Origin of the sequence: Salmonella sp. A29-2 (assembly GCF_020150755.1) — a bacterium.
Taxonomy (GTDB): domain Bacteria; phylum Pseudomonadota; class Gammaproteobacteria; order Enterobacterales; family Enterobacteriaceae; genus Salmonella; species Salmonella enterica.
Window position 1 is genome coordinate 4,042,016 of sequence record NZ_CP083731.1, and the last position, 21,881, is coordinate 4,063,896.

Genomic DNA, 21,881 nt, shown 5'->3' on the forward strand with positions numbered 1-21,881 from the left:
GCGCCCGTTAGATTTATTTCCACAAACGTAATTCGTCATCTTTTACTGGCGGTAATGACTTACGTTGCTGACAAGAGAGCGAATACCAGTCCAGATGGCGCGTCAGGAACATCACGCCGCCAAGCGCCAGTAGCAGAACGCCGGTACCCAGAAGCAACGAGCTATCTTCCGAACGCAGCAATCCCCACATCACGCCATCCAGCGCCAATAACGCTAACGTAAACAGCACGCTATTGCGCCATCCTTTCAGCACCGCCTGCAAATAAACGCTATTCATCAACGCGCCCACCAGGCTTGCGGCGATCCAGGCTGGCGTGAAACCGATATGTTCCGACAGTGCCAGCAACAGCAGGTAGAACATCACCAGCGATAACCCCACCAGCAGATACTGCATCGGGTGTAACCGCTGCCCCGTCAGGGTTTCGAAGACAAAGAAAGCCATAAACGTTAGCGTAATCAACAAAATGGCATATTTCGTCGCTCTGTCCGTCAGTTGATACTGGTCGGCTGGCGTCGATACAGCGACGCTAAACGCTGGTAAGTTGTCCCAATCCACCTTTTGCGCATCAGCAAACTGTTCGCCGAGATTCGTGGCAAACCGGCTGGTTTGCCACTGGGCCTGAAATCCCGAACCGCTGATTGCGCGTTTACCGGGAAGAAAATCCCCCACAAAATTTGGGTGCGGCCAGTTGCTGGTCAGGGTCATTTCACTGCTACGCCCGACGGGAACCAGTGAAAAGCTGCCGGTTCCGCTTAAATTTAGCGACATCGCCAACGTCAGGTTGCGCGTCGCCCACTGACTGTCCGGCAGCGGGATATGAATGCCCTCTCTACTTTCCGGTAAGCCGGTCCCCGGTTCTACAGTGAGCGTTTCACCATTCACCTGCGGCGCTTTTACTGCGCTGATACCGCGCGCATCGCCGACGCCCACGACGATAAAGGGCTTTCCAAGGGTAATGTTCGGTCTGTTCAGCTCATGCAGACGGGCCACATCAAACTCCGCCTTTATCGCCATATCGGTATGCCACACCTGCCCCTGATAAATACCTATTTTTCGCGCTTCAACGTTTTGATTGCCTTCGACCAATAGCGACTCCGGCAACCAAAAATAGAGATAGCTGCGCTTATACTGGACCTCTTTCTCCTCTTCCAGCACGGTATAGAGCTCTGTCACCGGAACCGCCACCAGCGGGCCGACAACCTTTTGTGGGCCGCTGGTACTCTGACGAATAGCGGCTTCTACATGGCTTCGATAATCAGCACGTTCCACGATGGTGTGCCGTACCATCATCAGGGGAATTAACAGCAGGATCATGGCGCCGCCTAACGTAATCATTTTCCACAACAGGGGGGATTTCAACATAGCGTTCTCCTTTGCAATGCCAGCAGTGTAAGAACGCGATGTGGGGAGAATTTGAAGTTATGTGAAGTGACGGTGAAGTGTCAACGAGGCCAGCACGCCGCCTTCGGGACGATTGCACAACGTCACCTCACCGTTGAGGAGTCGCGCCGCCTCGCTGACAAACGCCAGCCCAAGCCCGCTGCTTTTACGCCCGTTTTCGCGGGGCAACGAATAGAATCGGTCGAAAATGCGCGGCAGCGCAAAATCAGGAATACCACAGCCGGAATCCGTCACCTGCAGGATCGCTTTCTCTCCCATCGGTTGAGCGCTTAATGTGATAACGCCATTTTCAGGCGTAAAGTCGATGGCATTGTCCAACACATTGCCCAGCGCCTGCGCCAGAAGCTCCGCGTCGGCGACGACAACCAGCGAGGAAGGCCGTAGAGTAAGGGTGATATTTTTTGCCGCCAACTGAATACTGCGTGCCTCGCTAAGCTGCGTAAATAGCTCATCAACAGCAACCGGCGCGAGAGGGATATCCTGCCGGTTTTCCAGCCGCGCCTGGCGCAGCAGGGTCTCTACCAGCGCCTGCATTCGCGTATTTTGCGCCAGTATATTCTCTGTAAAGCGGGTAACCACATCCGCGGGCGGTCCTTCACGCAGAATCTCCGCCGCGCCGCGTATCGCCGCCAGTGGACTTTTCAGCTCATGAGTCAACGCATACACGTACTGCTCAATCTCATTCTTGCCTTCCAGCTTAATGCGCATACTCTCCAGCGCCTGCGCCAGTTTACGCAGCTCGCTGCTGCCTAATGCAGGTAACGCAAGCGGGCGGTTTTCGGTGACGGAATCCGCATAGCGCGTCAACTGGGCGATGGAGCGGTTAATCCACCAGACCATCCCCGCGCCAATCGCCAGCGCAATCCCCAGTAAAACGGCGCTGGCCCACAGAATGCGCCGTTCGCTGCGCTTAATCACCGGCGCCATTGCCGCATTCGGTTTCCCGACAGTCAGGACGCCGATAATCCGTCCATCGCTGATTATCGGCGCGGCTACGTACATCACGGTGCTATTGGGATCGGCAGCATCTTTTGCCGTGCTGCGGGCGCCATACTGTCCGCGCAGCGTAAGCCAGACGTCATTCCAGCGAGAATAATCCTGCCCCACCGCTTTGTTTTCCGAATCAAACAACACCTTCCCCTGTGCATCCGTCATGTAGACATGGTATTCATTGCGCACTTTGACGATCCCGCTGATATTGGCGCGAAACGGGCGATGTTGCAGCTGGGCGAATGCTTTCGCCAACTGGCCGTCAGTCGGGTTGCCGGAGAGAAGATCGTCGCGGGCCAGCGCCGCCAGCAGCGTCGCGGTGTCAATCAGCGTCCCTTCCGTCGCGCGGCGGACGCCCGGCTTTATCTCCTGAACAAAGATAGACAGCACAAACACGGCGGCGACGGCGACAATAAGAAAGTAGCCCAGCAGCAAACGCATTCCGATGCGCATCAGACGCTCCTCAGGCTGTATCCCATTCCACGATGCGTGTTAATTGGCGAGAGATCCGGGTTGATCGCGCGTAGCTTAGCGCGCAGGGTTTTGATGTGTGTATCGACCGTCCGATCGAAGGTCTCCTGGGCATCAGACCAGACAATATCCATCAATTGCTGGCGCGAGTACACGCGCTCCGGCGACAGCAGCAGGGTTTTAAGAAGCAGAAACTCATAACGCGTCAGCGAGAGCGGCGTACCAAACCAGGCGATCTGCGCCGCCGGTTCATTGAGTTCAAAATGTCCGGTACGCACCACCGGCGACGGCGCAGCAAACTTTTTCACCCGGCGCAACAGCGTGCGCACGCGGGCGCTCACTTCGCGCGGCGAGAACGGCTTGGCGACATAATCATCTGCGCCGATCTCCAGACCAAGCAATCGATCCACTTCATCGCTACGGGCAGTCAGGAAAAGAATCGGCAGCGCAGGATGGCGTTCCAGCAACTGCCGACACAGCTCAAAGCCGCTGATATCCGGCAGTCCCACATCGAGAATCACCGCATCCGGCCGTTGCTGACGCGCTTTTTCCAGCGCGGGCAGCCCGCGAGCGAATAGCTCAACGGTAAACCCTTCCAGTTGCAGGGTGTAGATGAGCGTATCGGCGATTCCCTGTTCATCCTCGACTAACCAGACCTGCGGTTGCTGCATACTCTTTCCCTGTTATTGTCGCCACGGCATGACCGGCACCGCGCTGATGGCGTTCTTCGGCGACCCGTCGACTACTTTGTCGGAGTAGGCCAGATACGCCAGCGTGTTGCGTTTCTCATCATAGAAACGCACGACCTGCAATGACTTAAATATCAATGAGGTGCGTTTTTTGAAAACCACCTCTCCCTGCGCCTTGCCGTTCTTAATTTTGTCGCTCAGTTCAATAGGCCCGACCTGCTGACAAGAGATGGCGGCGTCAGACGTATCTTCCGCCAGCCCCAATCCGCCTTTTATGCCGCCCGTTTTCGCCCGGCTAACATAGCACGTCACGTTTTTGACATCAGGATCGTCAAAAGCTTCCACCACGATTTTATGGTCAGGACCGAACATTTTAAATACCGTATCGACTGAACCAATTTGTTCCGCGCAGGCGCTCTGCCCCAGCAGCAACAAAATTGAGAAAAGTACTAAGCTCTTGTATTTCATATTGTTACCATTCATAAAAGTTACATTGCGTAATTATTAGACATTCTAAAATAAAATGGTTATAGATCACAGGATTAGAATAATTACCTGTCACGTTGCCTAAAAAAAGCATTTAAGCTCAAAAAAAACACTGAATGCTAAAAGAACAAAAAATGCTATTATCCTCTTACCTGATATCGGGTGCTCGTTGTTGAAAGGATGGGGATATTTTATGGATCAGGCTGGCATAATTCGCGACCTGTTAATCTGGCTGGAAGGTCATCTGGATCAGCCGCTGTCACTTGACAATGTGGCGGCAAAAGCAGGCTATTCCAAGTGGCACCTGCAGAGAATGTTTAAGGACGTGACGGGCCACGCCATTGGCGCTTACATCCGCGCCCGTCGTTTATCGAAATCAGCAGTGGCGCTGCGTTTGACCGCGCGTCCAATTCTGGATATTGCTCTTCAGTACCGCTTCGATTCTCAGCAAACCTTTACGCGCGCCTTTAAGAAACAGTTTTCCCAGACGCCAGCGCTGTATCGTCGCTCCTCGGAATGGAGCGCCTTTGGCATTCGCCCGCCATTACGGCTGGGCGAGTTTACCGTGCCGGAACATCAGTTCGTTACGCTGGAAGATACGCCGCTCCTTGGCGTCACGCAGAGCTATTCCTGCTCGCTGGAACAGATTTCCGACTTCCGCCACGAAATGCGCGTGCAATTCTGGCATGATTTCCTCGGTCATTCGCCAACTATTCCGCCAGTGCTTTATGGGCTTAATGAAACGCGCCCCAGCATGGAGAAAGACGATGAGCAGGAAGTATTCTATACCACCGCACTGCCGCAAGAGCAGGCCGATGGCTATGTTCAGTCGGCGCATCCCGTGCTGTTGCAGGGCGGTGAATACGTCATGTTCACCTATGAAGGGTTAGGAACCGGCGTGCAGGATTTTATCCTGACCGTTTACGGCACCTGTATGCCAATGCTGAATCTGACCCGTCGTAAAGGACAGGATATAGAGCGATACTACCCGTCAGAAGATACCAAAACCGGCGATCGCCCTATCAACCTGCGCTGCGAATTTCTGATCCCGATTCGCCGTTAACGCTGTAGCTCATCCAATGCAGGGGCGTCCAGATGCGAAACGTCCCCTGCGGTTTCTACCACCCACCCAGACGCCAGCCACTGACTTTCCTGGTAATCGATGCGGGAAATAGAGCAGTTGCGCAAACGTAACCGGCGTTCCGCCCAGGCGGGTAGTCCCAGTATAGTACTGACCAGACAGCCCAACGCGATACCGTGACTGACCAATAAAGGTCGGCTGCCCTGCGGTAGCTCCAGACAGGACGCCAGCGCGGCATGAACGCGATCGCTCAACTCCTGCATCGATTCCCCACCGGGAATGCGGCCATCCTGCGTGCCGTTGACTAACTGACGACGCCAGCCCTCTTCTTCTTCCGTCAGCGAATCGATCTGGCGCTTTTCCAGCACGCCCATATCCAGCTCGCGCAGGCGGGAGTCAAAGGTGATATCACACCCGCACGCCTGGGCGATAATCTCCGCCGTGCGTTTTGTGCGGCCTAAATCGCTGCTGATGATATGGGTGATGCCGAGGCTGCGGGCGCGTTCTCCTACCTGCATGGCCTGCTGCTCGCCTTTTGCTGTCAGGGGACTGTCCGATTGGCCCTGAATACGTCGCTCGGCGTTCCACTGCGTTTCACCGTGGCGAACAAGGTATACCTGTAACATGTTTTTTTTCCGTTATACTGCGATAAATTTTTAAAACTGAGCTTAATTATGCACCAGGTTATCTCTGCGACCACCAATCCTGCCAAAATTCAGGCAATTCTACAGGCATTTGAAGAGATTTTCGGCGAAGGATCGTGCCATATTACGCCCGTCGCCGTCGAGAGCGGCGTACCGGAGCAGCCCTTCGGAAGCGAGGAAACGCGTGCTGGCGCACGAAATCGCGTGGATAATGCGCGACACCTGCATCCACAAGCTGATTTCTGGGTAGCCATTGAAGCCGGAATTGACGATGACGCCACCTTCAGTTGGGTGGTGATTGATAACGGCGTTCAGCGCGGTGAAGCGCGATCGGCCACGCTGCCGCTGCCCGCCGTCATTCTCGACAGAGTCCGCCAGGGAGAAGCGCTTGGCCCGGTGATGTCCCACTATACCGGTATTGACGAGATTGGTCGCAAAGAGGGTGCCATTGGCGTATTTACCGCCGGAAAATTAACGCGCTCCAGCGTTTACTACCAGGCGGTGATCCTGGCGTTAAGCCCGTTTCATAACGCGGTGTATCGATAATTATTTGCGCTATGTTGTAGGCCTGATAAGCACAGCGCCATCAGGCATTTCGCGGCGATGTTGCCGGATGGCCGCTTCGCCTTATCCGGCCTACGAGCAAATCAGGCGTTTTTCAGCAGTACGTTCTCAAGCCAATGACGCAGTTCAACCGGCGCGGATTTCAGGCTGTTTGACCCGCGCGTGATGGTGGCGATGCCCGCCCCCAGCTCGGTTTTCAACTCGCGCTGGCTCATTTCGCCACGCAGTAACTCCTCAATAATGCGCACGCGCGTTCCCAGCGCTTCGCGCTCGTCCGGCGTAAGCATCAGTTGTAATAAAGGCAGATGCAGATCCTCTGCATATGCCTGACGGAGTAACTCCACAAAACGAAGCCACTCCTGATTACGTTGTTCGGCGATAGCCGATGAATAAGGGGAATGCTGGGTCATGTTATACCGCCGTTTGTACTGTTACACGAGTACAAATGATAACATAACCCGTCTGCATTAATACCGTCGCTGCCACTCAGAGTCGCTCATTAAGGCCTCTTTCTGCCCCATAAAGTGGCGATAGTAAGCGTCATAGGCCAGAACGTTTTTCACGTAGCCGCGCGTTTCCGAAAAGGGAATGCTTTCGACAAACGCTACGGCATCGATACGCCCGGCGCTATTGCCAAGCCAGGTGCGCACGCGCCCCGGCCCGGCGTTATACGCCGCCGAGGCGAAAATACGGTTATTACCAAACTGCTGATAGACATACTGCAAATAGCTGGTGCCAATGTTGATGTTGGTCTCCGGCTCCAGCAGTTGGCCGGGGCCGCGGTAGTCCGGAATCGAAAACATTTTCACCGTATGGGTGGCCGTTCCCGGCATAATCTGCATTAAGCCGCTGGCCCCTACCGGCGATTTTACTTTCGGGTTCCAGGCGCTCTCCTGGCGGGCAATCGCCATGGCATAGCTTTGTGAGATATCTTTTCCGCGGGTATAGCGGGTAAAAAGATCGTTATACGCCAGCGGGAAACGCTCCTCCAGATGATCCCACAGTTTTCCGGCGATCGTCGCCTGTACGCTCAGATCCCACCAGTGCTGGTTAAACGCATAGCGCGCCAGCTGCGCCTGTTCAGATTTACTACGGCTTTTTACCAGATTCGCCCATTCGCTGCGCGCCGTGTTATCCAGGTTCCAGTACATCAGCTCCCGTACACGCGCCATCTCCGGCCCCTGCGTCAACGCGCTGTTTACGTTGGCGGGCGCTTTATCGATTTTAAGCGTGTACTCTTCGCCTAAACGCTGCGCCGCGACCATCGGATAAAAACCGCGCTTCTGCATTAAAGCATGAAGGATCTCTTTCGCTTCGGCGTCACGACCGCGCTCCAGCAATAAATCCGCCTGCCAGTAACGCCACTCGTCTTTCTCTTTCGCCTCCATTGGCAGTCGGGCAAGCCAGGTATTGAGACCGCGACGATCGCCCATCCCCAGCGCCATACGCACGCGCCGCTCGATAAGCGACGTCGATTGCGAGCGCATAATCGCGTCATCGCGCCATTTCGCTTGCGCATCGGTCACATCGTTGCCCATCAGTCGCCAGGCAACGATATCGCGCAGCGCCTGCGTTTGTTCTTCATTAAGTTTCTGCGCCTGTACCAGCGAGGGGATCATCAGACGCGCATTTTCCGCGTCCTGGCGGGCGACGCTGGCAAACGCGACTTCCGCCATCTGACGGGTAAAATCGGTGGCGCCGGTGGTGCGTGCGAAGGTCAACACGTTATTAGGGTCATTAGCCAGGGTAATGATCGCTGAGGCGATCGTTTGATATTCCGCCGGCATCTGTCCGGCCAGCACCGTAACCAACCCCGTATTCCCGGCTTTCATCGCCAGCCGAATACGTTCCAGATACGCCAGCGGGTCTTGCTTGCCGGAGGCCCGCCAAACGCTGAACAGTTTATCGCAGGCATTCGGCTGACTTTTGCCGGTCAGCCAAAGGTCTTTCGCGCCCTGCCAGGCCGCTTCCGTTTGCCCGGTACTCCATTTCGCGTAGTAATAGTTACATTGCGCTTCCGTGGTGCCGGGTTTCTCCGGGCTAAACGCCAGCAAGCCGCGCCAGTCTTCACGACGCGCCAGCTCATTGACGAAGCGTGATTGCAGCGTACGCGCAGGCGGAAGCGTAGGATTGGCGCGCACAAACTGCGTGACAGCAATCGCCGGTTGGTTCATCAAATCGTCGGTGATCTTACGGTATTCCAGATACGGGTAGAGCGGATAATCTTTCAGACCCGGCATCATCTGCTCTACCACATCCATCTGGCGGTTGTCCCAGGCCTGCTTAATCTGCGCATAGCGGTTACGCTGCTCTTCCAGTGAGTCGGCCCGCGCGAGGTGACAAAAGGTCAGCAGGCATACGCTGGCGGCGACGAGACGCCAGACAAATGGTTTGGCTCTATCCACAAGCTCTTCCTCAATTGTTATCCAATGCAGCATCATGCCGCGTAATGAATTTATGCTAACCAGTCATAGCCATTTGCGCCACGTTACGGACACTTTTTTACTTTTATTGCGAGTGCGATCTGCTGGCTGGGCTTAGGCAGGGAAAAAGGCTACACTTCGCCTTTGAAATCTATTCACCATCACGATAAACATAGAGGCGAAGTCCAACGTGGCTCAATTCGTTTATACCATGCATCGTGTCGGCAAAGTGGTTCCGCCGAAACGTCATATTCTGAAAAACATCTCGCTGAGCTTCTTCCCTGGCGCCAAAATCGGCGTGCTGGGCCTTAACGGCGCCGGTAAGTCTACCCTGCTGCGCATCATGGCGGGTCTCGATAAAGATATCGAGGGCGAAGCGCGCCCGCAGCCCGGCATTAAGATTGGCTACCTGCCGCAGGAACCTCAGCTAAACCCGGAACACACGGTACGCGAGTCGATTGAAGAGGCCGTTTCGGAAGTGGTTAACGCTCTCAAACGTCTGGATGAAGTGTACGCGCTGTACGCCGATCCGGATGCCGACTTCGACAAGCTGGCCGCAGAGCAAGGCCGGCTTGAAGAGATTATCCAGGCGCACGACGGTCATAACCTGAACGTGCAACTTGAGCGCGCAGCTGACGCCCTGCGTCTGCCGGACTGGGATGCCAAAGTCGAAAAACTGTCCGGCGGCGAGCGCCGTCGCGTGGCGCTGTGCCGTCTGTTGCTGGAAAAGCCGGACATGCTGCTGCTCGACGAACCCACCAACCACCTGGATGCCGAATCTGTTGCGTGGCTGGAACGTTTCCTGCACGACTTCGAAGGCACCGTCGTGGCGATTACCCACGACCGTTACTTCCTCGATAACGTCGCCGGTTGGATTCTGGAACTTGACCGTGGCGAAGGTATTCCGTGGGAAGGCAACTACTCCTCCTGGCTGGAGCAGAAAGATCAGCGTCTGGCGCAGGAAGCGTCTGCCGAAGCGGCGCGCCGTAAATCCATTGAGAAAGAGCTGGAGTGGGTGCGTCAGGGCGCGAAAGGCCGTCAGTCGAAAGGTAAGGCGCGTCTGGCTCGCTTTGAAGAACTGAACAGCGTTGAGTATCAGAAACGTAACGAAACCAACGAACTGTTTATTCCACCTGGACCGCGTCTGGGCGACAAAGTCATTGAAGTCAGCAACCTGCGTAAATCCTACGGCGACCGCGTACTGATCGACGACCTGAGTTTCTCGGTGCCGAAAGGCGCTATCGTCGGGATCATCGGGCCAAACGGCGCGGGTAAATCGACCCTGTTCCGCATGATGTCCGGTCAGGAGCAGCCTGATAGCGGCACCATTACGCTGGGTGAAACCGTCAAGCTGGCCTCGGTCGATCAGTTCCGCGACGCGATGGACAACAGCAAAACCGTCTGGGAAGAAGTGTCCGGCGGGCTGGATATCATGAAGATCGGCAACACTGAAATGCCAAGCCGCGCCTATGTAGGCCGCTTCAACTTCAAAGGCGTCGATCAGGGCAAACGCGTTGGCGAACTGTCCGGCGGTGAGCGAGGTCGTTTGCATCTGGCGAAGCTGCTGCAGGTGGGCGGCAACGTCCTGCTGCTCGACGAACCGACGAACGACCTGGATATCGAAACCCTGCGCGCGCTGGAAAACGCCCTGCTGGAGTTCCCTGGCTGCGCGATGGTTATCTCGCACGACCGTTGGTTCCTTGACCGTATCGCCACCCACATTCTGGATTATCAGGATGAAGGTAAGGTGGAATTCTTCGAAGGTAACTTTACCGAATACGAAGAGTACAAGAAACGCACGCTGGGCGCCGAGGCGCTGGAGCCGAAGCGTATCAAGTACAAGCGTATTGCCAAATAAATGTCTGAATGCCGGGTGGCGCTTGCGCTTACCCGGCCTACAAACCCAGCGATTCCAGTACGTTGTGAAACTGTAGGCCTGATAAGACGCGGTAAGCGTCGCATCAGGCATGGGTTCTTATCCCTGCTCGCCCATCATCTCTTTCACCAGTTCCACACAGCGCAAAAAGCGGCCATCGTAATCAGCCTCTTTAACGTGAACGAACTCAATGTTGTTCTCTTTCAGCATCTCGACCAACAGGCTCTGGAACGCTTTGCGATCCACTGAACTGCCCAGGCTTCGCAGTCCGTCAGCTACCCACGGCGTATTATTCTCCAGCAAAATCACCAGGTCGAAGCGATACTCGTCGATCAGCGCCTGGACAAACGGATGCTCGCGCCCTTCGTATTTTTTGCAAAATGCCTGGGTGGTGACGAAATCGGTATCGATAAACGCCACTTTATTCGCATATTTTACTGCGAAATCAATATATTGCGCATGGCCCAGCGCAATTTTATCGTAGTCGGAATACTGTAACGCCATCTCATCGCCGCCCAGATGCGAAAAGACATAGTCGCGGCCATATTCCCAGGCGCTGGTGGTATTAAAAATATTGGCGAGCTTATTGACCAGCGTAGACTTGCCGCTTGATTCCCCGCCCAGAATCGCGACGGTACGCACGAAAAACGGCTTCACTTCGGTAGGAATATATTCCCAGTAACGAAACGGATTTTCGCGGATTTGCGCCCCACTGATATTCATAAACGTGCGTTCAGGATCGACCAGCACCGTCTCAATCCCTAAATGCTCAAGATACTGCGGCGCATCAGCCTCTTCGGAAGTGTAGATCCAGCTCGGCTGTATTCCCTTCTCTGCCATAAACGCTTTAATGCCGTTGCTCCAGACGTCCCAGCCATGCGGATAAGGCTCCATCCCCTCTTCATTAAAGGCGTGGATGCGAATATTTTTTTGGTATTTGAAGGTTTGCAATAACCAGCGCAGGCGATCCGACACGGTGGGCTGCTGCGACATGGCGCTATCCTCAAACAGCCCGCGGTCGCGCGTATCGTCATATCCCATAATGATGTGCAACTCATCCACTTGGCTACAGGCGCGCTGGATCAAGTAGATGTGTCCGGTATGCAATGGATAAAATTTACCGAACACCACGCCAATGTTTTTCTGTCGGCGGGGAAACTCCAGCCCGAGAAAACGGTGTAGCGCCTCCAGTTTTTGCGCGCTGGGGCTTTTGATTTTGGCGTTAAGTAACTGACTCAGATACCCCTTGGTCATACCGCTGGCGTCAGCCACCTGTTGCAGAGTGCAACCTTGCTGCTTAATCGCGGTTTTGAGATAGTCGAACGATGACACAAGAGCCTCCTGCTGGAAAAATCGCATAACACTGCCTGACGGCGCTTCACTTATCAGGCCTACAACATCAATCAGTAGGCCGGATAAGACACATTGCATCGCCATCCGGCAAATTATACAACATCACTACATACAGAGAATTATAAGTCGTCAAACACGCTTAACGCATCTGCGAGCTTTTTAACACCGAACACCTGCATTCCTTCCGGCGGCTTTTTCGGTACGTTGGCGGCAGGCACAATCGCCCGACGAAAGCCGTGTTTCGCCGCCTCGGAAATACGCTCCTGCCCGCTCGGCACCGGACGAATCTCGCCTGCCAGCCCCACTTCGCCAAACACCACCAGATCCTGCGGCAACGGCCTGTCACGCAGGCTGGAGACCATCGCCAGCAGTAAAGCCAGATCCGCGCTGGTTTCGGTGACTTTCACGCCGCCGACCACGTTAACGAAGACGTCCTGATCCGACATTTGCAGACCGCCGTGTCGGTGTAGCACCGCCAGCAGGATTGCCAGACGGTTTTGTTCCAGACCGACCGCCACGCGTCTGGGGTTCGCCATCATCGAGTGATCGACCAGCGCCTGAATCTCCACCAGCAACGGCCGCGTGCCTTCCCAGACGACCATCACTGAACTGCCGGAAGTGACCTCATCGCCGCGGCTTAAAAAGATGGCGGACGGATTGCTCACTTCGCGCAACCCCTGTTCGGTCATGGCGAAGACGCCCAGCTCATTGACTGCGCCAAAGCGGTTTTTGTGGCTGCGCAGCGTGCGGAAACGAGAATCGGCGTCGCCGTCGAGCAATACTGAGCAATCGATACAGTGTTCCAGTACTTTCGGCCCGGCCAGCGACCCGTCTTTGGTGACGTGGCCGACCATCACGATCGCCACGCCGCGCGTTTTGGCGAAGCGCGTCAGGTAGGCTGCCGTTTCGCGGACCTGGGCGACACTGCCCGGCGACGACTGGATGTCCGCCATATGCATCACCTGTATGGAGTCGATCACCATCAGTTTCGGCTGTTCTTCTTCGGCAATCAGGCAAATTTGTTCGATGCTGGTTTCGGAGAGCATATTCAGATTAGCGGTCGGCAGGCCGAGACGGTGCGCACGCATCGCCACCTGCTGTAGCGACTCTTCGCCGGTGACGTACAGCGTTTTCATCTGCTCGGCGAGCTTGCACAGCGTTTGCAGCAGCAACGTTGATTTGCCCGCGCCGGGATTACCGCCAATCAAAATGGCGCTGCCGGGTACCACCCCGCCGCCCAGCACGCGGTCAAACTCTTTAAAACCGGTAGAAAAGCGCGGCAATTCCTCAAGACTGATGTCAGACAGTTTCTGCACTTTTGATACGCCCGCACTGCCGGCGTATCCGCTCAGACGTTCGTTACGCGCCACCGTCGGCGATGCGGCAAGGCGCACCTCGGTAATGGTGTTCCAGGCATGGCAGGCGCTGCATTGCCCCTGCCAGCGCGGGTAATCGGCCCCGCATTCATTACAAACAAAGGCGCGTTTGGGAGCTTTTGCCACGTTTTACCTCTTTCGTTAACGCTGTTGCCGGATGGCGCTGGCGCTTATCCGGCCTACGGTCGCCTTGCCATTGGGCAGGTTAATCATTTCTGGTTCATGCTGCCGGAGAGAATGCAAAACACGCCCATCAGGTCAGCGTGGCGGATCGTAATCTCCGTCTTTTCGTTTACTTTTGGCTTGGCATGGAAGGCAATACCTAACCCTGCCGCTTTGATCATTGGCAGATCGTTAGCGCCGTCGCCAATCGCCACCGTCTGCGCCAGCGGGATGTCATGCTCTTGCGCCAGACGAAGCAAGGTATTGGCTTTATACTCAGCATCCACAATATCGCCGATAACGTGGCCAGTAAATTTACCGTCCATGATCTCCAGCTCATTGGCGACCGCCGCCGTCAGGCGTAGCTGGTCACGCAGATAGTCGGCGAAGAAAGTGAAGCCGCCGGAGGCGATAGCGATTTTCCAGCCAAGCGCTTCCAGTTTTAGCACCAGCTGCGTTAATCCTGGCATTAGCGGCAGATTCCCGCGCACCTGGCGCAAAATATCGGCATCCGCGCCTTTCAGCGTCGCCACGCGGCTGCGCAGGCTGGCGGTAAAATCAAGCTCGCCGCGCATCGCGCGCTCCGTCACTTCAGCCACCTTCTCACCGGTACCGGCCAGCTTAGCGATTTCATCGATACACTCAATCTGGATCGCCGTGGAATCCATATCCATCACCAGCAGCCCCGGCGTGCGCAGATGCGGAATTTTACCCAGCGGCGCGACATCCAGCTGCGCCTCATGCGCCAGCCGCGTCGCACGCGGCGTCAGCGACCCCGCCAGACGAATGACCTGATAATCCTCCACGCACCAGGCGGCGACAATCACCATTGCGGCGCCCAGTTTGGTCTGATATTGAGTTAAACGCTGCTTATCCAGCCCGCGCCCATACAACAGCCAACCGCTGCGGCCTGCATGGTAATCCAGAGGCATCACCTCGTCGCCGCTTAAAGAAAGAGGCAAACCAGGCCATAAAGAGACATCTTCAGGCAGATCGCACCAGGTAATGTTAGGCATTAAAGCTCCTGTAAATCGTTCAGGCCGGTAACCGCCCCGCGGAAAATAACGCATGAGGCTACCTTGTAACCATCGCTTCTGGCAACATTAAGCCTCAAATTTTCAGCAGGTGGAATATGGCTCGCGCAAAACTGAAATTTCGGCTGCATCGTGCAGTCATTGTATTGTTCTGTCTCACACTGCTCGTCGCGCTCATGCAGGGCGCGTCCTGGTTTAGTCAAAACCACCAGCGACAGCGCAATCCGCAGCTGGAAGAGCTGGCCCGCACGCTGGCGCGCCAGGTTACGCTCAACATCGCCCCGCTGATGCGCAGCGAAACACCGGATGAAAATCGCATCAACGCCGTGCTGCGTCAGCTCACGCAAGAGAGCCGTATTCTGGATGCCGGCGTCTATGATGAACAGGGCGATCTTATTACTCGCGCTGGCGAAAGCGTCAACGTGCGCGACAGGCTGGCGCTGGATGGCAAAAAAGCGGGCAGCTATTTTAACCAACAAATTGTCGAGCCTATCCAGGGGAAAAACGGCCCCTTGGGCTACCTGCGTCTGACGCTGGATACCCACACGCTGGCCACCGAAGCAAAGCAGGTCGATAACACCACCAACATTCTACGCCTGATGCTGCTACTCTCGCTGGCGATAGGCGTGGTGCTGACGCGCACCTTGCTACAAGGTAAACGCACCCGCTGGCAGCAGTCGCCCTTCCTGCTAACGGCCAGCAAGCCTGTTCCGGAAGAGGAAGAGCGTGAGGAAAAAGAGTAAAATGACGGCTTAATAAAGGTAAGGAAAACCACCATGACTACATTACGCCTGCTTATTTCTGACTCTTACGATCCCTGGTTTAACCTGGCGGTCGAGGAGTGCATTTTCCGCCAGATGCCCGCCACCCAGCGCGTGCTGTTCCTGTGGCGCAACGCGGATACGGTGGTGATTGGACGCGCGCAAAACCCGTGGAAAGAGTGTAATACGCGGCGTATGGAAGAAGATAACGTCCGTCTGGCCCGCCGTAGCAGCGGCGGCGGCGCGGTATTCCATGACCTCGGTAATACCTGCTTTACCTTTATGGCCGGTAAACCGGAATACGATAAAACCATCTCCACCCATATTGTGCTCGCGGCGCTGAATTCGCTGGGGGTCATGGCCGATGCTTCGGGACGCAACGATCTGGTCGTAAAAACGCCGGACGGCGATCGCAAAGTCTCCGGTTCAGCCTATCGCGAAACCAAAGATCGCGGCTTCCATCACGGTACGCTGCTGTTGAACGCCGACCTCAGCCGTCTGGCGAACTATCTGAATCCAGATAAAAAGAAACTTGCGGCGAAAGGGATTACCTCCGTTCGCTCCCGCGTGGCCAATCTTACCGAGCTATTACCGGGTATCACCCATGAACAGGTCTGCCAGGCGGTCACGGAAGCCTTTTTCGCCCATTACGGCGAACGCGTCGACGCGGAAGTGATTTCACCGGATAAAACGCCGGATCTGCCGAATTTTGCCGAAACCTTTGCGCGCCAGAGCAGTTGGGAGTGGAATTTCGGCCAGGCACCGGCGTTCAGCCATCTGCTGGACGAACGTTTCACCTGGGGCGGCGTCGAGCTGCATTTTGACGTCGAGAAAGGTGTGATTACCCGCGCACAGGTGTTTACCGATAGCCTGAACCCGGCACCGCTGGAAGCGCTGGCGGGGCGACTGCAAGGGTGTTTATACCGCGCGGATATGCTGCAACAGGCGTGCGAAGCGCTGCTGATTGATTTCCCGGAGCAGGAAAAAGAACTGCGGGAATTATCGGCGTGGATTGCCAGAGCAGTGCGCTAAATGAATAATATCAGAGAGATGAATGTGTCTCTGATATTATTTAAACATAACAACATATTCTGAAAAATGAGCGAATAGCACAAATAGTTAAAACACACTCGCCAACTACTATAATCTTTAAAATTAATATTATTTCCCCACACTTCATAAACCCAGCGAATTATAAACCATTTATCATCACCAATGATGATTAAAGTTTTTCTTAAGCAAGATTTAATTTTATTAAATTTACAACCTATCATTCTCTTCATAGAATCCCGGCGCGCATTACATGTTCTTTGGAAATATACTTAATCGTTAGGGATTACTGATGAAAAAATTATTAATAGCGACCTCTGTCGTAATAGGATTATCAACTTCAGCGCAAGCGGTTGAATCCACTGCTGTATTAAAACTGACTGGCGTTTTAACCAACGGCGCATGTATACCAGAGTTAAGTGATGGTGGAGTTGTAGATTTCGGTACTAAGGCCGTTAGCGATCTGCTGCCAACTGAGACGAATCAACTGGGATACAAAGATATAACACTCACGATTCAGTGTCTTGCACCGGCAAAAGTTGGCTGGACCGCTACCGATAATCATGCCGATTCGGTAACATCATTGACTATCGATGACGCAACATTTAGACATCAGAACAATAGAATACCAAACTATCAGCTAGGTCTGGGTAAAACAGCAGGTGGTATCAACATTGGTTCATTCGGCCTCTCTATGGACTTGAATAATGCGACCGCCGATGGCATTCAGACGAAAATGGTAGCGTCAAGTAGTAATAATCCAGATTTGTGGGCTATCACAGGAAACGAATTCGTTGCGCTTACAAATACATTTCCAAATATCACTACATATAGTGTCGGCGATGAAAATGGCCCCGCCGCTTTTACCATTGCAACATTTCCTATACGCGTAGCTGCCGCTATACAGGGAACGGACACACTGGCTATTACCGATAACACCACGCTTGATGGTCAGGCGACCTTTACACTCGTATATCTGTAACTCCAGCATTCACATGGAATATTCAACACCTCTTTAATGGAACTATAATGAAAAAAATTTTGCTTATTACTGCAATTGCAGCAGCCTTTGCTACAACCAGCGTGAATGCTGACACCACCGCCGTATTAAAAGTCACCGGTCAACTGATTGTTGGCGGTTGTACCCCAGAACTCAGCGACGGCGGTGTGGTTGATTACGGTACTATCCGCCTCGCCACACTTTCCGCAACCGATGTAAACCAACTGGGCACTAAAGATGTCTCTCTGAGTATCTCTTGTCCGTCTGCAACCAAAGCAGCCTGGACTATTACCGATGACCGTGCGGACACCCACCCAGGCGCATCCGTTATCTCCATAGCCAATGGCAATATGACTAATGGTATAGTATCTGATACCACAATGTCCTACGGCGTTGGCAAAACAACCGAAGGTGTAAAAATCGGCGCGTTCTCTATTTACACCGATACCGCGAACGTTACCGCTGATGGTGTAAAATCTGACGCTATCTCAGGAACCGTTGATAGCCCAGTCTGGCAGAAGTCCACCACCGGGATTATCAAAAACGGCAATATGGAAATGTTTACCGTTGCTACAAAAGGCACCACCGAACCAGTTCCGTATACTCTTGCCATTTTCCCGCTGAAAACCTCACTGGCCATTCAGGATACTGCAACGCTGGCCATTACTGATGATACTGTTCTGGATGGTCAGGCAACCATCACGCTTAAATATCTCTGATCCAGACCGTATAAAAAGGTTATTGATCTGTCTCCCTTATTATGGGGAGACAGATTAAAATTAAAGGACTAATTCTGATGCCAGCAGTGACTAAACTTCCATTATTATTACTCAGCGTCCCCTTTGTTTTTTCAGCACTCTTTTCACAGGCTAACGCTGCCGGCATGGTACCGGAAACTACGCTACTGGTGATTGAAGAATCCACACACAGCGGCGTAATGAATGTTAAAAACACCGACAGCAATCCGGCTTTGTTATATACCACCGTCGTTGATTTACCTGACGACAATGGTGTGAAGCTGGATGTCACTCAACCGGTTGTTCGCGTTGAAGCAGGCCAGCAGCAGCAACTACGCTTTATTATGGAAAGCACGGAACCGCTCACCGTCGAGCACTATAAGCGCGTCACGTTTGAAGGTATTCCTCCGAAATCTACCAATAAGGGAATGAAAATAGGTTTTAATCTACGCCAGGATTTGCCGGTATTAATTCGTCCTAAAAATCTACCGGTCGTTACTGATGCCTGGAAATTATTAACCTGGTCCAGAAACGGACAAACAATCAACGTCAAAAATCCGTCTCCCTACGTTGTACGTTTAGCCCAAAATATTACCTTCTTACCTTCCGGGGGCGAAGGCACGATTAAAAAAACCTATATTCTGCCCGGCGAAACATTGAACGTCAGTATAAAAACGCCCCTTGCTGCTGATACATCCGTACGTTTTTACCCTGCCAGCCGTTACGGCATTGAAGTCCCCAGCTTTACCTCACCGCTGGTGCCGTGATGAGAGCTAGCACGTGAAGTATTCAAAACTGCCGCTATACATCAAAACTGCGCTTTATTGCTCACTGGCGACCACGACGTTTTCGGCTCTGGCGGAGGAGCTGAATTTTGACATGGGTATTCTCACCTCCAGAGGCATTAGCCCCAACGTGGCACAATATTTTTCCCGTGCGCCGCGTTTTCTACCTGGCAGCCACACCGTCATGGTAAAGATCAATGGCGTAAATAGAGGGTCGTTGGTCGCGCGTTTCGACACAGAAGGCCAGCTTTGCGTGGATGACGATTTCCTCAGCGCCAGCGGGCTCGTACCGCTTAATATCAGCGCCAAAGAAACATGCCATAGCCTACAAGAAGATTATCCCTCAGCGATTATTACCCCACTGCCAAACAGTGAATCGCTGGAGCTTTTTGTTCCGGCGCAGGCTCTGGATAATAACTTACTCTCGCTAAACAACGTGATTAAAGGCGGCACCGCCGGGTTATTTAACTATAACCTGTACGCCAGTCGCAGCGAGTCATCCGGTAGCGATAGCCGAAACTATGCCCAGGCAAACCTTGAAGCTGGCTTAAACTTCGCGGAATGGACGCTGCGCAGCCGCTACATGCTGACGAATAATGATGGAGAATACCGTACCGATAGTCTATATACCTATGCGGAGCACGTATTTCAGGCACAAAAAATGCGTGCGCAAGTTGGGCAGATCAACGTCAACTCCAGTCTATTCAGTGGCGCGCCGATCAACGGCGTACAGCTTATCCCTGAACAAGGGCTGGCACAGGATACACAAGGCGTAACCATTAACGGTATTGCCCGAACCCACCAGGCTCGCGTTGAAGTTCGTCAGTCCGGACAGATTATTTATACCGCACCAGTGAACGCTGGGGCATTTACCCTTGAAAATGTCCCCATCATACGCAGCAATACCGACCTTAACGTCAGCGTCGTTGAAACCGATGGCTCAACGACAACCTTCACGGTGCCGGCAGTATCTTTTAATTTACGCGAACTCACGCCCGCAGGCTTAACAATGTCCATAGGGCGCGTACGTGATACCACCAGCGACTATTCTCTCCCCTGGATCTATAACATCAGCGATGGTTGGAAACTGAGTGAAAACTGGCTGGCGCAGGCGTCTGGCGTACTGGCACAAGACTATCAAGCGGCAGGAGGTATGCTGCAATGGCTTCCAACCAACAAATGGACGTTTTCCGGCTCAATGCTGGGCAGTAAAGCGTCCTTTGGCGAATCTCTGCAGGGTGCGAAAAGTGAACTACGCGCCAGCATGGCGCTGCCCGGGGAAATTAGCCTTGACGTCAGTACCGCCCGCTACAGCGACGGATACCGTGAGTTAACGGATGCGCTCAATAAAGATGCTTACGAATACCAAAGTAGCTCCAGTGCTAATATCGCCTGGAACCATAATCTGTTAGGTACCTTCTCTCTGGGTTATTACACTTATCAGGCTACGGATAATAACAACGACTCTCGCAGTATAATGGCTTCCTGGGGCAAAACATTTAAATATGCCTCAATTACCGCTAACTGGCAGCACGCTGTTAATCAGGATGATGAGAATCATAACGGCAGTAATGATGATGATATGTTTTACATCAACATCAGCATTCCACTAGGTGAGCAGCGCGTCGGCGCTTATATGCGTAATCAAGGTGATAAAACAACCTACGGGCTACAAAATAATGGTTCGCTAAGTAAAGATACCCATTACTATATTTCTGCGGATCGTGATGCAAAAAACCAGCAAAATAGCTTCAACGGTAATCTCAATAGCAATCTCCATTACACTCAACTCAGCGTGGGCGGCGGCACTGATGGCGATAATTACCGCAACTATAACGCAACCTTCAGCGGAGGCATCGCTGCACACGAACATGGCATAACGTTCTCGCCTTACACCATCAAAAATACCTTTGCTATCGCACGCCTGAGTGAACCAGAAAGCGGCATTGAAATCGCCACGCCACAGGGGCGAATCTGGACTGACCGCTGGGGGCAGGCCGTCATTCCGGGGCTAACTGAATGGCGGAAATCCCGCGTAGAGGTTAATGCGAATACGCTACCAAAGAGTATGGAACTGGCAAACGGTATTAAGAATATTACCGTCGCGCACAGCGCTTTTCGGGTACTGGATTTCAACGTGCTGAATACACGCCGTGTGATGCTGGCAGTAAAGCGTCCGGACGGCTCATGGCTACCTAAAGGCACCAGCATTGTAGATGAAAAAAATAACTATTTGGTCAGCGCTGTCGACAGCGGACGCGTATTTATCACCGATGTTGGGGATAATCCTGCGTTATATGCCGCTGATGATGATATGAATCGTCTGTGTCGCATCCACTACACGCTGCAGAAAACCCAGGATAAAGAGGCATTTTATGAAACGGCAAAGGGAGTCTGTCAATGAAATCAAACAGCAAATGGTTGGGGATTGCTATATGTTGTCTCTTCACCGCACTACTCCCTCCATCAGCCCGAGCCGACGATGACTGCCAAATAACGTTCTCTTCGCCAAACGTCAGCTTTGGCTGGCTTAAGCAAGATGATATCGTCAATTCTCAGCAAGGCTGGAATCAAATGTCTTCACAGGAGGTTCACGTTAGTGTGAGTTGCCCAGAAAGCCAGAATATTGCTCTTTTTGTGCAAGCCTCTGCGGGGGAAAAGGGACGATTTTATTTTGGAAATAACGGTGGTCTCGTCGTACGTGTTAGTCAGATGATAGTAGATGGTAAAAGTTATCCTATTGCCAGCACCCTTGATAGAGTGAGCTTTGCTCCCAATGACAGTGCCCTGGATAGTCTGTTGCTACATAATAACAACGGTATTATCGCGATGGATAATAATCAGCAGGTCAGTGGGAAAATGATGAACGTCACGCTGACATTAACACCTGTCTTGAACGATAATCAATTTACGCATTCTACCGATACGGTCATGCTGGAAAGCAATTTACAGTGGGAAGTGCTGACGAAATAACCGATGAAGGGGGCCTGCTCTGGC

20 protein-coding genes are annotated in these 21,881 nt (G+C 53.3%); 10 read left to right on the forward strand and 10 right to left on the reverse strand.

Features of this window, described 5'->3' with window-relative positions:
- Positions 1 to 13 precede the first annotated feature (13 nt).
- The 4 genes from creD to creA are packed head-to-tail and all read right to left on the reverse strand — an operon-like array spanning position 14 to position 4,020.
- A complete protein-coding gene (creD, locus tag K8W53_RS19720) occupies positions 14 to 1,363 on the reverse strand; it encodes a cell envelope integrity protein CreD (RefSeq protein ID WP_000920382.1) in 1,350 nt (449 codons plus the stop codon).
- 57 nt (positions 1,364 to 1,420) lie between these two features.
- Positions 1,421 to 2,845, reverse strand: coding sequence for a two-component system sensor histidine kinase CreC (creC, locus tag K8W53_RS19725; RefSeq protein ID WP_023224460.1), 1,425 nt, complete (start codon positions 2,843 to 2,845; stop codon positions 1,421 to 1,423).
- Positions 2,845 to 3,534, reverse strand: a complete 690-nt coding sequence (gene creB, locus K8W53_RS19730; protein WP_001187046.1) for a two-component system response regulator CreB — start codon at positions 3,532 to 3,534, stop codon at positions 2,845 to 2,847. Before creB ends, creC begins: the two co-directional genes overlap by 1 nt.
- Before the next feature lie 12 nt (positions 3,535 to 3,546).
- Positions 3,547 to 4,020, reverse strand: coding sequence for a protein CreA (gene creA / locus K8W53_RS19735; RefSeq protein ID WP_023181322.1), 474 nt, complete (start codon positions 4,018 to 4,020; stop codon positions 3,547 to 3,549).
- 211 nt (positions 4,021 to 4,231) lie between these two features.
- On the opposite strand from creA, the gene robA reads away from it, so the two are divergent.
- Entirely contained in the window at positions 4,232 to 5,101 is an 870-nt protein-coding gene (gene robA / locus K8W53_RS19740) for an MDR efflux pump AcrAB transcriptional activator RobA (protein WP_000371685.1), read from the forward strand.
- Here robA and gpmB read toward each other — a convergent pair.
- Complete coding sequence (gene gpmB, locus K8W53_RS19745; RefSeq protein ID WP_000942363.1) at positions 5,098 to 5,745, reverse strand: 2,3-diphosphoglycerate-dependent phosphoglycerate mutase GpmB; 648 nt, start codon at positions 5,743 to 5,745, stop codon at positions 5,098 to 5,100. The genes robA and gpmB overlap by 4 nt on opposite strands.
- Positions 5,746 to 5,793: 48 nt before the next feature.
- On the opposite strand from gpmB, the gene yjjX reads away from it, so the two are divergent.
- Entirely contained in the window at positions 5,794 to 6,309 is a 516-nt protein-coding gene (gene yjjX, locus K8W53_RS19750) for an inosine/xanthosine triphosphatase (protein WP_023224461.1), read from the forward strand.
- Positions 6,310 to 6,410: 101 nt separating this feature from the next.
- Here yjjX and trpR read toward each other — a convergent pair whose 3' ends face one another.
- A complete protein-coding gene (gene trpR, locus K8W53_RS19755) occupies positions 6,411 to 6,737 on the reverse strand; it encodes a trp operon repressor (protein WP_000192003.1) in 327 nt (108 codons plus the stop codon).
- A gap of 57 nt (positions 6,738 to 6,794) precedes the next feature.
- On the reverse strand, positions 6,795 to 8,732 hold the full coding sequence (gene sltY / locus K8W53_RS19760; RefSeq protein ID WP_000373272.1) for a murein transglycosylase: 1,938 nt from the start codon (positions 8,730 to 8,732) through the stop codon (positions 6,795 to 6,797).
- Between the two features lie 208 nt (positions 8,733 to 8,940).
- On the opposite strand from sltY, the gene ettA reads away from it, so the two are divergent.
- Entirely contained in the window at positions 8,941 to 10,608 is a 1,668-nt protein-coding gene (gene ettA, locus K8W53_RS19765; RefSeq protein ID WP_000046770.1) for an energy-dependent translational throttle protein EttA, read from the forward strand.
- A 117-nt stretch (positions 10,609 to 10,725) separates the two neighbouring features.
- Here ettA and nadR read toward each other — a convergent pair whose 3' ends face one another.
- The 3 genes from nadR to serB form a co-directional block, all read right to left on the reverse strand.
- A complete protein-coding gene (gene nadR, locus K8W53_RS19770; RefSeq protein ID WP_001519486.1) occupies positions 10,726 to 11,958 on the reverse strand; it encodes a multifunctional transcriptional regulator/nicotinamide-nucleotide adenylyltransferase/ribosylnicotinamide kinase NadR in 1,233 nt (410 codons plus the stop codon).
- 140 nt (positions 11,959 to 12,098) lie between these two features.
- A complete protein-coding gene (gene radA / locus K8W53_RS19775; protein WP_001029710.1) occupies positions 12,099 to 13,481 on the reverse strand; it encodes a DNA repair protein RadA in 1,383 nt (460 codons plus the stop codon).
- 83 nt (positions 13,482 to 13,564) lie between these two features.
- Positions 13,565 to 14,533, reverse strand: coding sequence for a phosphoserine phosphatase (gene serB / locus K8W53_RS19780; protein WP_001132983.1), 969 nt, complete (start codon positions 14,531 to 14,533; stop codon positions 13,565 to 13,567).
- A gap of 116 nt (positions 14,534 to 14,649) precedes the next feature.
- On the opposite strand from serB, the gene K8W53_RS19785 reads away from it, so the two are divergent.
- The 7 genes from K8W53_RS19785 to K8W53_RS19815 all read left to right on the forward strand — a co-directional run bounded on the left by K8W53_RS19785 (position 14,650) and on the right by K8W53_RS19815 (position 21,857).
- Positions 14,650 to 15,294, forward strand: a complete 645-nt coding sequence (locus K8W53_RS19785) for a YtjB family periplasmic protein (RefSeq protein ID WP_000090067.1) — start codon at positions 14,650 to 14,652, stop codon at positions 15,292 to 15,294.
- A gap of 33 nt (positions 15,295 to 15,327) precedes the next feature.
- On the forward strand, positions 15,328 to 16,344 hold the full coding sequence (lplA, locus tag K8W53_RS19790) for a lipoate--protein ligase LplA (RefSeq protein WP_023224462.1): 1,017 nt from the start codon (positions 15,328 to 15,330) through the stop codon (positions 16,342 to 16,344).
- 310 nt (positions 16,345 to 16,654) lie between these two features.
- Entirely contained in the window at positions 16,655 to 17,344 is a 690-nt protein-coding gene (locus K8W53_RS19795; protein WP_000734712.1) for a DUF1120 domain-containing protein, read from the forward strand.
- Between the two features lie 47 nt (positions 17,345 to 17,391).
- Positions 17,392 to 18,081, forward strand: a complete 690-nt coding sequence (locus K8W53_RS19800; protein WP_000722272.1) for a DUF1120 domain-containing protein — start codon at positions 17,392 to 17,394, stop codon at positions 18,079 to 18,081.
- A 77-nt stretch (positions 18,082 to 18,158) separates the two neighbouring features.
- Entirely contained in the window at positions 18,159 to 18,866 is a 708-nt protein-coding gene (stjC, locus tag K8W53_RS19805; protein WP_001112028.1) for a fimbrial biogenesis chaperone StjC, read from the forward strand.
- Positions 18,867 to 18,879: 13 nt separating this feature from the next.
- The gene (locus tag K8W53_RS19810) at positions 18,880 to 21,288 is read left to right on the forward strand and encodes a fimbrial biogenesis outer membrane usher protein (protein WP_023224463.1); all 2,409 of its coding nucleotides are present in this window, start codon (positions 18,880 to 18,882) and stop codon (positions 21,286 to 21,288) included.
- Positions 21,285 to 21,857, forward strand: a complete 573-nt coding sequence (locus K8W53_RS19815) for a hypothetical protein (RefSeq protein ID WP_023224464.1) — start codon at positions 21,285 to 21,287, stop codon at positions 21,855 to 21,857. Before K8W53_RS19810 ends, K8W53_RS19815 begins: the two co-directional genes overlap by 4 nt.
- Positions 21,858 to 21,881 lie beyond the last annotated feature (24 nt).

Bases quoted from the DNA above. Each gene is read 5' to 3' on its own strand.
- K8W53_RS19800 (WP_000722272.1), top strand. From the start codon at position 17,392: ATGAAAAAAATTTTGCTTATTACTGCAATTGCAGCAGCCTTTGCTACA.
- K8W53_RS19815 (WP_023224464.1), top strand. From the start codon at position 21,285: ATGAAATCAAACAGCAAATGGTTGGGGATTGCTATATGTTGTCTCTTC.
- stjC (WP_001112028.1), top strand. From the start codon at position 18,159: ATGCCAGCAGTGACTAAACTTCCATTATTATTACTCAGCGTCCCCTTT.
- K8W53_RS19795 (WP_000734712.1), top strand. From the start codon at position 16,655: ATGAAAAAATTATTAATAGCGACCTCTGTCGTAATAGGATTATCAACT.
- serB (WP_001132983.1), bottom strand. From the start codon at position 14,533: ATGCCTAACATTACCTGGTGCGATCTGCCTGAAGATGTCTCTTTATGG.
- robA (WP_000371685.1), top strand. From the start codon at position 4,232: ATGGATCAGGCTGGCATAATTCGCGACCTGTTAATCTGGCTGGAAGGT.
- K8W53_RS19785 (WP_000090067.1), top strand. From the start codon at position 14,650: ATGGCTCGCGCAAAACTGAAATTTCGGCTGCATCGTGCAGTCATTGTA.
- creD (WP_000920382.1), bottom strand. From the start codon at position 1,363: ATGTTGAAATCCCCCCTGTTGTGGAAAATGATTACGTTAGGCGGCGCC.
- creB (WP_001187046.1), bottom strand. From the start codon at position 3,534: ATGCAGCAACCGCAGGTCTGGTTAGTCGAGGATGAACAGGGAATCGCC.
- yjjX (WP_023224461.1), top strand. From the start codon at position 5,794: ATGCACCAGGTTATCTCTGCGACCACCAATCCTGCCAAAATTCAGGCA.
- creC (WP_023224460.1), bottom strand. From the start codon at position 2,845: ATGCGCATCGGAATGCGTTTGCTGCTGGGCTACTTTCTTATTGTCGCC.
- gpmB (WP_000942363.1), bottom strand. From the start codon at position 5,745: ATGTTACAGGTATACCTTGTTCGCCACGGTGAAACGCAGTGGAACGCC.
- lplA (WP_023224462.1), top strand. From the start codon at position 15,328: ATGACTACATTACGCCTGCTTATTTCTGACTCTTACGATCCCTGGTTT.
- creA (WP_023181322.1), bottom strand. From the start codon at position 4,020: ATGAAATACAAGAGCTTAGTACTTTTCTCAATTTTGTTGCTGCTGGGG.
- trpR (WP_000192003.1), bottom strand. From the start codon at position 6,737: ATGACCCAGCATTCCCCTTATTCATCGGCTATCGCCGAACAACGTAAT.